The following is a 9,155-nucleotide window of genomic DNA, read 5'->3' on the forward strand; positions in this document are numbered from 1 at the left end:
CACCCGTACCCGGCTGGGCCCGTGCGCGTCAGGCGCGTTTGTTGTCCCATTCGTCGCTCTCTTCGTCGTCCTCGTCGTAGTCGTCCTCGTCGAATACATGGTCGACGGGCTCGGCGATCCAGCCGGCCGAGAGAACGAGCCGCGAGGTGCGATGGACGGCGAGGAAGCCGAAGGGGCGGTCGAAGGCGAGTCTGATGTGGCGTACGACGTACGGTGCCGCCGACTCCGCGCAGCCGGCGGCCGCGGCGACGGCCGTGACCGTCGCCGACTCGAAGCCCTCCGCGGTGAAGTGGGCCGAGGCCGACTGGTTGGCCTGCTGCACCGCCAGCGGCACGTCGCTGACCCCCGGGAAGTGGCCGCGGCCGACGTCCCTGGCACTGCTGAGTCCGAACACCGCCGGGGTGGCGAGCAGATCGTGGTCGGCGGAGAGGGAGAACGGCGACGTGGTCACGGACAGGATGGGATCGCGGTCACTGGTACGGACCTTCTGGACGTTCAACCCGGGTCCGGGCGCACCGAACGGCAGCTGGTCGCCCGGCGTAGCCCTGTGTGTGCCGGACAGGACGGCGATTCCGGCGGCCAGGACGGCGCCGGGCGCGGCGTTCCGCTCTCCCAGGAGGAGATGGACGTCGACACCGGTGTTGCCGAGTACACGGAGGACGGTCAGCGCGCCCGCCGGGGTCTGCGCCACACCGACCCGGTCCAGCAGGCTGGTGCGGCGGCTCAGTCCGACCAGGTCTCTGCCTGCCCAAGGGCCCTGGTCGTCCGGCACCAGCCCGGTTGTGTGAAAGGGACTCAGCCACCTGGTCCGCACGGCCTGGGCGGCGGCGAGGACGAGCAGCGTCGCCTTGTCGACGTGCACGGGCATGGCGGGGATCAGTCCGCCGGTCCGCTCCGCGGCCCACGCGTCCAGCGCCTTCCTGTCGGCCTCGTCGTCACCGCTGAACCGGCCGAGCGTGGCGTCGGGCAGCCCGGCTGCCCACCGGCCGTGCACCTCCAGGCCGGGGCGCGTCCACAGGCCGACAGCGGCACCGGAGCCTTGGATACGCGCCAGCGCGCCGAGCAGCCCGCGCGCGGCTCCGGCGCTCTCGGCGGCGCGTATGCCGAGTGCGTCTTCCAGCTCGTCGCGCGCCGGGCCGGAAGCGCCGTCCGCGAGGAAGGCCAGGAGCGGCCAGACTCCGACCGCCGAGAAGGTCGTGCCCTTGGCGAGCGCTTCCGGCGCGAGGCCGTCCGACGCCCAGCGCGCGGTCATCCCGTTGACCGCGTGGATCGTCGCCGACGTTGCTCTCATGACGCCCCCCACGGGCGCCAGCAGCGCTGCGCGCCCTTCCTCTGTACGTGCCTCACGGGTCTGTGATCAGCGAAACCGTACCTGGGCGGGCGGCGTGCAAGGGAAGGGTTTTCGCCGCGGGGATGAAGGCGCACCGTGCACTCGATGAGTCCACCGGCGTCCTCAGCTTCTTACGGACAGAAGCTGACCGCAAGTCTCCCTACGGTCATTCCATGACGCAGACACAGGCACACGCACCAACGCATCCGCATACGCAGGGGCAGAACGAAGCGCACGACGGGTCTCAGGCCCAGAAGGTTCTTGTCACCGGAGCCACCGGCACCGTTGGCCGCCAGGTCGTCGCCGAACTCCTCGACCGTGGTCACCAGGTCCGCGCTCTCACACGGGACGCGTCGCGCGCCGGTCTCCCGGCCGGTGTCGAGGTCGTCCAGGGCGATCTGACCGAACCCGACGGTCTGGCCGAGGCACTGGAGGGAGTGACCGGCCTTCATCTCATCACGTTCGCGGGGCCCTACTTCGCCCCTCTGGAGACCGGCCCGCGGATCCTGGAGCTGGCCCGAGCGGCCGGGGTACGCCGGGTCACTGTGCTGCACGGCGGTGGGCCGACCCTGCTGGAGGACGCCGTACGGGCCGAGGAATCGTTGGCCTGGACCGTGCTGATGCCCGTCGAGTTCATGGCCAACGCCCTGGAATGGGCGCCCGGGATCTCGGCCCGGGACGAGGTGCGCGAGCCGTTCGTCTCGCGGCTCAGCGCCATGGTCCACGAGGGGGACATCGGCGCGGTCGCCGCGGTCGCCCTGACCGAGGAGGGTCATGGCGGCAGCGAGTACGTGATCACCGGTCCCGAACTGCTGACTGTCGGTGACAAGGTGGCGGCGATCGCCGCTGCCCGGGGCCGGGAGATCTCCTTGGCCGAACTGACGAGGGAGGAGGCTGTCGCCCGATGGCGGGCGGAGGGTCACCCGGAGGACGTGATCGGCTTTCTGCTGGAGGCGTACGGGAACACGCCGGAGGTGGGCCGTACGGTCGTCGACACGGTGGAGAAGGTCACGGGGCGACCGGCCCGCACGTTCTCCGAGTGGGCCGCGGAGCACGCGGCAGGCTTCTCAAGCTCCCTCCAGAGCCTGGCAGCCAACCCGGACACACCTCGCACCAAGCCCTGACGGCATCTCTAGGGGGTGTCCGTAAAGTCCCGCCTGGCCTGCGCGCAGACGACGCTACTTTCCGGACACCCCCTAGGCCGTTCGGAGCCAAGCCCGCGTCGGTCGGCCGCCCAACGCGCCCGAGCCGCCAGAATCGACGATCGGTGAGGGGGATTCTGCACATCCCAGGAGGCGATCGTGGTGCTCTCTCGGCGCGGAGCCTGCTCTACCACGCCTTCGCCTCGCCCCACGTGACCACCGACGGCCAGGGCCGGACCCTCGGCGCGTTTCCGAGCCTCGCCGAGATCGAGGCCGTGGAGAACTACGTGTACGGGGTGCGCCCGCCCACCCTGGCCCGGCTCCGGGAGATCGCCGGTGAGAACCCTCTCGGTGTGGTCGTGTTCGCCTTCGACTACCGCGACGCAACCGGCTCGGTGCACGGCCGCCACGCCGACCTCTGCTTCTCCCGACCGGGCATCACCCGCAGGGGGACGACCGGTCCCCGGTACAACGCCCGGCTCCGTCAGTTCGCCCCGCTCGACCCGAAGCAGCCGTTCGTCGTCCGTACCGTGCCACAGCGCTTCGCCGCGTACATCGCCATGCAGGTCACCGGGGCAGACAGCCGCACGCGCGGACCGTCATCGACGCGACCGGCCGCGCTCGGCAGGTCGCCCGCGCTCTCGGGCCCACGGGGGCCGGCCGGGCGCGATCGCCACGCCTGCTGATCCGCTACGGCTACGCGTCGGGCGCCTGCTCGGTCCGTGACGCGGCGCCCGCGATCGTCGCGGACCACACCGGCTGGACCTGGACGGCCCGGGTGGGGGCGGCCCGCTACCAGTGGATGCGCCTGGACTTCGTACCGGAGCAGAGGCCGTCCGACTGGCTGCCCGAGGAGTTCGCGGGTCTGACCCCCGAGGGCCCCGCACAGGCTGCCGACGTGACCTGGCGGCTGTGCGGAGCCGCAGCGGGGCCGGGCTGGTTCGTGGTCGGCGACGCCGGCGTACTGCTGGACCCGGCGTCCTCCCACGGAGTGCTGCGGGCACTGCTGTCCGGTTCGACGGCGGGCGGCCTTGCCGTGGCCGTGGCGAACGGCGCGCTCGACGCCCACCGTGCTGCGGCCACGTACCAGCGGTGGCTGCACGAGGGCGCGGAACGCGACATCCACAACCTGGCCGGCATGTACGCGAGGATCGGAGCCCAGGGCTTCGGCTGACCGCGGGTGAGTCCGGCGACGGAGCAGGGATATCAGTCGCCGGTGAAGCCCCAGAAGCACAGCTCTGTCGGGCGGCCCTCGGTGCCGCCCCCGGCCGTCGCCACACATGCCCTCCGTCAGCCCATGACAGGCATGGTCATCAGAAGGTGCAGGACCAGGGTCCAGCAGCCGGCGGCGGCTGCCGCTCTGCGCCAACGGCGCCGGCGCGACTCCGACACGGGATCGGGTCGGAGAGGCTTGACGGGCGTGCCCACCGGGGCGACCCGTGCCGGATACCACGACCGAGGGGTGGGCGCGGACTCCTCGGTGGCTCGCTTCGGGGCGGCGGGTGAGAGCTCCATCGCGGCGAGTCCGGTCAGGAGTTCGGCGTACGCCCGGCGGCGCGCGCCCCGCGGGGAGGAGCGGCCCGACTCCCAGTGGCGGACCGTCGCCGCGGTGACGCCGAAGGCCGCCGCGACCTGAGGACGGGAGAGTCCCCATGCCTCGCGGAGGCGCAGACGGGTCGCGGGCGGCGGGAGCGCGGGCAGGGAAGCGGTGCGACGGTCGAGGGATGCCGGACGTGCCGACAGGGACGCAGCGCGGTGGTCCAGGGAGATCGGAGGTGCCGCCGGGGACGTGGTGCGGTGGTCGAAGGAGGTCGGAGGTGCAGGAATGGCGTTCATATGAAGTCGGACCATCGCCCTGGTGAAGTGTCACGGCCGTCGTCCTCAACTTCACCCGGGCGGCGCAGCGCCCGGCCTCCCCGACGGGCTGAGCCCCAGGTCGGCGTTCAGACGATCCCCGTCACCACCACGGTCGTCCGCACTCTTCCGCCGAGGGACGCGCCGTCTTCGTCGACGATCGGCTCGGCTGCGAGTTCCACGGCCCGGCGGACGGCCCGGGAGACATCCAGGGCCCGGTCGCCCCGACGGACCGTCAGCATGATCTCCACCTCCCACATCTGGTCGGCGTTGCTTCTGACGACCCGAACCCCTGCGGGAGGAGTCCCCATTCGCCCTTCCCGCGCGGACGGGAGGCGATCCGCCGCCCCGACGGCCGGGCGGCCGACCGCTCCGGCGGCCAGCCGGCGCAGGAGCCCGCCGAGGCTCGGCCGGAGGAAGGCCACTCCGTCGGTGGCCAGGGCGGCCGCACCGGCCGCTTGTTCCAGCTCGGCCCGCATGTCCCGCTCCGTCACATCACACTCCTCTCCGACCCGGGGCCGCCGTCCGGCCCCGGTCCGACGTCCTCCACGAGCACATCGACGATGCGTACGTCGATCTCACGGACGTCCATGCCCAGCACCCTGTCCGCCGCTGCGAACAGTGCGTCGCGCACCTCGTCGGCAGCATCGGGCAGCGCGGCGAGCGACGCGACGACAGCCACCTGCACCCGCAAGGGGCCACGACCCGCGCCGTCCTCACTTCCGCCATCCCCAAGGGGATGGATGCGGCAGCTTCCGGCGCGGATGCCGGGCAAGGCGTCCACGGCGGCGCGGAGTTCGCGCGCCGCCGCCGACTCGAAGATCCAGCTCCGCTCGTCGTCCCCGCCACCCAGTGGCAGCGTGCGACCGGGGCGCAGTTCCAGGCGTACGACATCCATGACCCGCGCGGTCAGCGCCTCGGCGGCCGCGTAGCCGTCGGTGGCGTCGGCGCCGGTCGAAGCATCGACTTCGCGTGCCGCCGTGATCAGCCGGTCGAGCGAACGCAGGTCGGCCAGTGCTGCCGAACAGTGGGGGCAGTGGGCATGGTGGACGCTCTCCGCCTCCGGGCTCTGCCCCTCCGGCGCCACTCCCTCCCAGACGTTCTCCAGCGACCGGCCGCAGGGCAGGAGTTCACCGTCGTCGTCCGCGCCTCCGAGGGGCCGCGGGTCCGAGTTCAACGCCATTCGCTCATCGCCTCCGTCAGACTGCGCCGGGCCCGGAAGATTCTGCCTCGCGCGGCTGTCGCGCTGATGCCCACCGCCTCGGCGACCTCCTCGTACGACAGCAGGTGAAGCTCCCTCAGGACCCAGCAGGCACGCTGCTCCGGCGAGAGCTCGGCCAGAGCGACCGTCAGGTCGGCGAGTGCCGCACTCGACTCCGCCGCGCGGGCGGGCGAACCCTCGTGCGGGGGAGCGGGCGGCTCGGGGACGGAGTCGAGTTCCGTGGTCGGCCTCCGCGATCTGAGTTGATTGAGACAGCGGTTGGTGACGATCTTGTACATCCAGGTGAGGAACGCGGAGTCCCCACGGAAGTCCGGGAGCCTTCGCCATGCGCCCACCAAGGCCTCCTGTACGACGTCCTCGGCCTCCGCGGAGCCGCTCAGCATCCGCCGCGCCAGCCTCAGCAGAGTGGGCCCGTGCCGGTGGACCAGCACCTCGAACGCCTCCTCGTCACCCTCGCGCGCTCGCGCGACGAGCAGTGTGTCGTCCGGGCCGGCCCCGCGCCGGGTCAGCCCAGGCGGTTCGTCCGTCAGCCCTCGCACTGGCCGTTCCTTTCCTCACCGGGCGTCCCTGCCCTCCGCCACGCGACCGCGCCACCGGGAAGGTGTCTGCCCGGCGGGAGTGGGACACGCCCCCTGCACGAACGTCACGCATCCCTCCGAGACGCCTTCGCGCAGAAGACCGCGGGTTGCTGCGTGACGAATGTCGATTGCCCGTGTCCAACGACGTGATCGACCACTTGTGTCGAGTACGGATGAGGAGAAGTCACATGACCGAAGCAACCCTGACCGACAAGGACGCCGGCCGGCTCGAGGCCCGGAGGGGGCACGCGCGGTCGGTCTCCGTGGGTGTCGTCGGCGACGCCGCCGAGCCCGGGGACAGCAGGGGCAAGACCTCCGTCGCGGACCTGGTCGTCGTCAAGGTCGCGGGCATGGCGGCGCGCGAGATCCCGGGCGTGTACGACATGGGCGGCGGCCTTTCGAGGACGATCGGGGCGGTGCGGGACCGTGTGCCGGGCGGGCGCCCGAACGTCGGCCGGGGCGTGAAGGTCGAGGTGGGCGAGCGTCAGGCGGCGCTCGACATCGATCTGGTCGTCGAGTACGGCGTGCCCATCGCCGATGTCGCACGTGACGTCCGGGAGAACGTCATCGCGGCGGTGGAACGGACCACGGGCCTGGAGGTCGTCGAGGTCAACATCGCGGTGAACGACGTGCACTTGCCCGACGAGGTGCAGGACCTCTCGACCGGTGAGAGCCGCGTGTCCTAGGGGCGTCAGCCGATCAGATCCGCCGATCAGGTCCGCTGATCAGATCCGGCGATCAGGTCCGCTGATCAGATCCGGCGATCAGCTCTGCCGATCTGTTCCGCCGAACAGGTCCGCCGATCAGCCCGGGCTCGCGGCGTGATCGACAAGACACCCCCGGCGCCCGGTCGCGGGCCGCTTCCCCGTCCGGCGACGGACGGTCGACTCCTTACGAGGTGTGTGTGATGAGTAGATCCCTGACAGGACTGGCCGTCGGTATGGCGCTCGGTTTCGCCGCCTGGTTCGGCGGGTTCGGGGCCTTCCTGCTGGTCGGGGCGTTCGGTGCGCTCGGCGGATGGGCAGGCCGCGCCTTGGACGGTGGCGCGGACCCGAGGGAACTCCTGGTGCGCTGGTACGGGGAGCGGCGTTGAGCGCGCCGAGGCCGGCTCCCGCGCCCTGTGTCGACGAGCGCGGGGACGTGACGGTCTCCGACCGTGCTGTCCGGCGCATCGTCCGGCAGGTGGCTGCCGAGGTCCTGGGCAGTGCCGGTACGGCGCGGGAGGCCAGGGTCGCGAGGGTGGGGGAGAGAGCCGCCCACATCCGGATGGGCCTCGAACTCGCCTACCCCGCTGACCTGGTGGGCCATGGCGTACGGGTACGACGGCAGCTGATGGACCGGGCATCGGAGCTGTCCGGCGTGGACATCACCCGGGCCGACATCGTCATCGAGGGACTGCGGACCGTCCCGGTGACACCGGTGGACCTTCGGGCAGTACGGGACGGAGGGCTCGGGTCCGCGCAGCTCGTGCCGTCGGCCACCCGGGCGGACTCCGAGGTGCCACGTGCGGTGGCGGCGGCACCCCTGGGGCACCGGCCGTGGTCCGCGCGGAGGCTGTCGGCCGCCGCGGTCTCCCTCGTCGTGGCGGCGACGGCCGGAGCGCTCCTGGTCCGGATCGCCCGTGACGGGCCCGGCGCGTGGGGTGGGCTGCGTGGTGTCCCGCTGTCGGACGGGCGGTGGACCGCGGCCGGAGTGGTGACCGCCCTGCTCGGAGTGGTACTGATGGTCCTCGCCGCCACGCCGGGGTATCGGCGTCGGCTGCCGATGGCACCGCCCGACGGGGCCACCCTCGCCACGCTCGATCGCGCCGCTCTCGCCTCGCTGCTGGGGCAGGCCGTCCTGCCCGTCGAGGGGGTGAGATCGGTCCGGGTGAGGATCGGCCGTCTCCGCGTCCGAATCAGGGTGCGGGTGGCTTCCCCCGGCTCGTCGGACGTACGGGGAGGAAGCGTCGTGCGGGCCGCGTCCGCCGTACTGGACGGCGCCGGTCTCCTGCGGAGCCCCAGGGTGTCGGTGAAGGTGGTGGCCGACGAACGAGGGCGGCCGTCGGGGGAGAGGGAGGTCGCGGGATGAGCGCCCTGAGGGTGAATCGCCTGGTCATGATGCTGGTCGGCGGCACGGCACTGTCCGGCGGAGGCTGGATCGTGTGGCACGGGCCGGCAGCGCGGAGCATCCTGCCCTGGTCACCACCGGCCGTGCCGTTCGAGCGGCTGCGGGAGTACGGACCGTCGGGGGCCGCCGTCCTCCTGTCGCTCGTGGCCGTGCTCGCGCTGTCGCTCCTGTGGGGCATCGGTCAGCTGCCCTCCGGTCGCTCGGCGCGGTGTGTCCTGGCCGTACAGGGGCTCCGCGTCCGGCGCCGGACGCTGGCCCGTGCGATCGCCACCGACGTCCGCGCGCTGCCGGGAGTCCGTTCGGCACGGGTCGTCCTTCGCGGACGCGGCGAGGGACTGCGGGCGACGGTCAGGCTGCGGTTGGCGGGGTCCGCCCCACCGGGCGACGTGGTCCAGCAGGTCGTCGACGGCCCCGTGCGCCGGGCCCGGGCGGCTCTGGGCATCCGCCTGGGAACGGACATCCGTGTGACCGGCCACGAGGGCAGGCCGCGGGCGGCTGTTTCGACGCACGAGCGACGCAGCTTGTAGGCAGGGGTGAGACGGGGGGACGGTGGTGTGGAACGGCGTCCGCGGCGGTCACACCCGGGAGGCATCATGGCTGACAGGCCCGCACCCGCACCCGTACGGCCCGAGGAGACACCGCCGGCCGAGGGTTCCACGTCATCAGCGCATCCGGAGCGACCGGACGGGGGTGTCTGGGAGCACCCGATGATGTGGGTCTCCTTGATCGTCCTCGGTGCCGTCATGGTGGCCCTGCTGTTCGCGTTCCGCATCGGCGGTGGACTCTGAGAAGGACGAGGAAGGCCGGGGGGCGGGGGGGGGGGGGCGCGCGCCCCCCCCCCCGCAGCCAACCAACAGCCCGATAGAACTGGCACAGCCTCACCAACGGAAACCGCAAAAACCCCTCCCGCCCCCCCCCCA

The 9,155-nt window shown here is 72.3% G+C and carries 13 protein-coding genes; 8 read left to right on the top strand and 5 right to left on the bottom strand.

Features of this window, described 5'->3' with window-relative positions; genetic code table 11:
• Positions 1 to 28: 28 nt before the first annotated feature.
• Positions 29 to 1,291 carry a serpin family protein gene (locus tag ACF08F_RS10295; RefSeq protein WP_392298082.1) on the bottom strand — a complete coding sequence of 421 codons (1,263 nt, stop codon included), beginning with the start codon at positions 1,289 to 1,291 and terminating at the stop codon, positions 29 to 31.
• 212 nt (positions 1,292 to 1,503) lie between these two features.
• Here ACF08F_RS10295 and ACF08F_RS10300 point away from each other — a divergent pair, with 212 nt between their 5' ends.
• The 3 genes from ACF08F_RS10300 (at position 1,504) to ACF08F_RS10310 (ending at position 3,646) form a co-directional block, all read left to right on the top strand.
• Positions 1,504 to 2,454 carry an SDR family oxidoreductase gene (locus ACF08F_RS10300; RefSeq protein WP_392298083.1) on the top strand — a complete coding sequence of 317 codons (951 nt, stop codon included), beginning with the start codon at positions 1,504 to 1,506 and terminating at the stop codon, positions 2,452 to 2,454.
• Positions 2,455 to 2,684: 230 nt separating this feature from the next.
• On the top strand, positions 2,685 to 3,158 hold the full coding sequence (locus tag ACF08F_RS10305; RefSeq protein WP_392298084.1) for a hypothetical protein: 474 nt from the start codon (positions 2,685 to 2,687) through the stop codon (positions 3,156 to 3,158).
• A gap of 92 nt (positions 3,159 to 3,250) precedes the next feature.
• Positions 3,251 to 3,646: an NAD(P)/FAD-dependent oxidoreductase gene (locus ACF08F_RS10310; protein ID WP_392298085.1), complete on the top strand. Its 396-nt coding sequence runs from the start codon at positions 3,251 to 3,253 to the stop codon at positions 3,644 to 3,646.
• A 116-nt stretch (positions 3,647 to 3,762) separates the two neighbouring features.
• Here ACF08F_RS10310 and ACF08F_RS10315 read toward each other — a convergent pair whose 3' ends face one another.
• The 4 genes from ACF08F_RS10315 to ACF08F_RS10330 form a co-directional block, all read right to left on the bottom strand.
• On the bottom strand, positions 3,763 to 4,308 hold the full coding sequence (locus ACF08F_RS10315; protein WP_392298086.1) for a helix-turn-helix domain-containing protein: 546 nt from the start codon (positions 4,306 to 4,308) through the stop codon (positions 3,763 to 3,765).
• Between the two features lie 107 nt (positions 4,309 to 4,415).
• Entirely contained in the window at positions 4,416 to 4,820 is a 405-nt protein-coding gene (locus ACF08F_RS10320; RefSeq protein ID WP_392298087.1) for an Asp23/Gls24 family envelope stress response protein, read from the bottom strand.
• Complete coding sequence (locus ACF08F_RS10325) at positions 4,817 to 5,509, bottom strand: hypothetical protein (protein WP_392298088.1); 693 nt, start codon at positions 5,507 to 5,509, stop codon at positions 4,817 to 4,819. Before ACF08F_RS10325 ends, ACF08F_RS10320 begins: the two co-directional genes overlap by 4 nt.
• Entirely contained in the window at positions 5,500 to 6,087 is a 588-nt protein-coding gene (locus tag ACF08F_RS10330) for an RNA polymerase sigma factor (protein WP_392298089.1), read from the bottom strand. Before ACF08F_RS10330 ends, ACF08F_RS10325 begins: the two co-directional genes overlap by 10 nt.
• 227 nt (positions 6,088 to 6,314) lie before the next feature.
• On the opposite strand from ACF08F_RS10330, the gene ACF08F_RS10335 reads away from it, so the two are divergent.
• The 5 genes from ACF08F_RS10335 to ACF08F_RS10355 all read left to right on the top strand — a co-directional run bounded on the left by ACF08F_RS10335 (position 6,315) and on the right by ACF08F_RS10355 (position 9,023).
• Positions 6,315 to 6,812: an Asp23/Gls24 family envelope stress response protein gene (locus tag ACF08F_RS10335; RefSeq protein WP_392298090.1), complete on the top strand. Its 498-nt coding sequence runs from the start codon at positions 6,315 to 6,317 to the stop codon at positions 6,810 to 6,812.
• 221 nt (positions 6,813 to 7,033) lie between these two features.
• On the top strand, positions 7,034 to 7,219 hold the full coding sequence (locus tag ACF08F_RS10340; protein ID WP_392298091.1) for a hypothetical protein: 186 nt from the start codon (positions 7,034 to 7,036) through the stop codon (positions 7,217 to 7,219).
• Positions 7,216 to 8,196 carry a DUF6286 domain-containing protein gene (locus ACF08F_RS10345; protein WP_392298092.1) on the top strand — a complete coding sequence of 327 codons (981 nt, stop codon included), beginning with the start codon at positions 7,216 to 7,218 and terminating at the stop codon, positions 8,194 to 8,196. The genes ACF08F_RS10340 and ACF08F_RS10345 overlap by 4 nt, the downstream gene beginning before the upstream one ends.
• Positions 8,193 to 8,762: a hypothetical protein gene (locus ACF08F_RS10350; RefSeq protein WP_392298093.1), complete on the top strand. Its 570-nt coding sequence runs from the start codon at positions 8,193 to 8,195 to the stop codon at positions 8,760 to 8,762. The genes ACF08F_RS10345 and ACF08F_RS10350 overlap by 4 nt, the downstream gene beginning before the upstream one ends.
• A gap of 66 nt (positions 8,763 to 8,828) precedes the next feature.
• Positions 8,829 to 9,023 (top strand): DUF6480 family protein, encoded by a 195-nt coding sequence (locus ACF08F_RS10355; RefSeq protein ID WP_392298094.1) that lies wholly within the window; start codon positions 8,829 to 8,831, stop codon positions 9,021 to 9,023.
• Positions 9,024 to 9,155: the final 132 nt, after the last annotated feature.

Source organism: Streptomyces sp. NPDC015130, assembly GCF_043080005.1.
Taxonomy (GTDB): Bacteria; Actinomycetota; Actinomycetes; order Streptomycetales; family Streptomycetaceae; genus Streptomyces.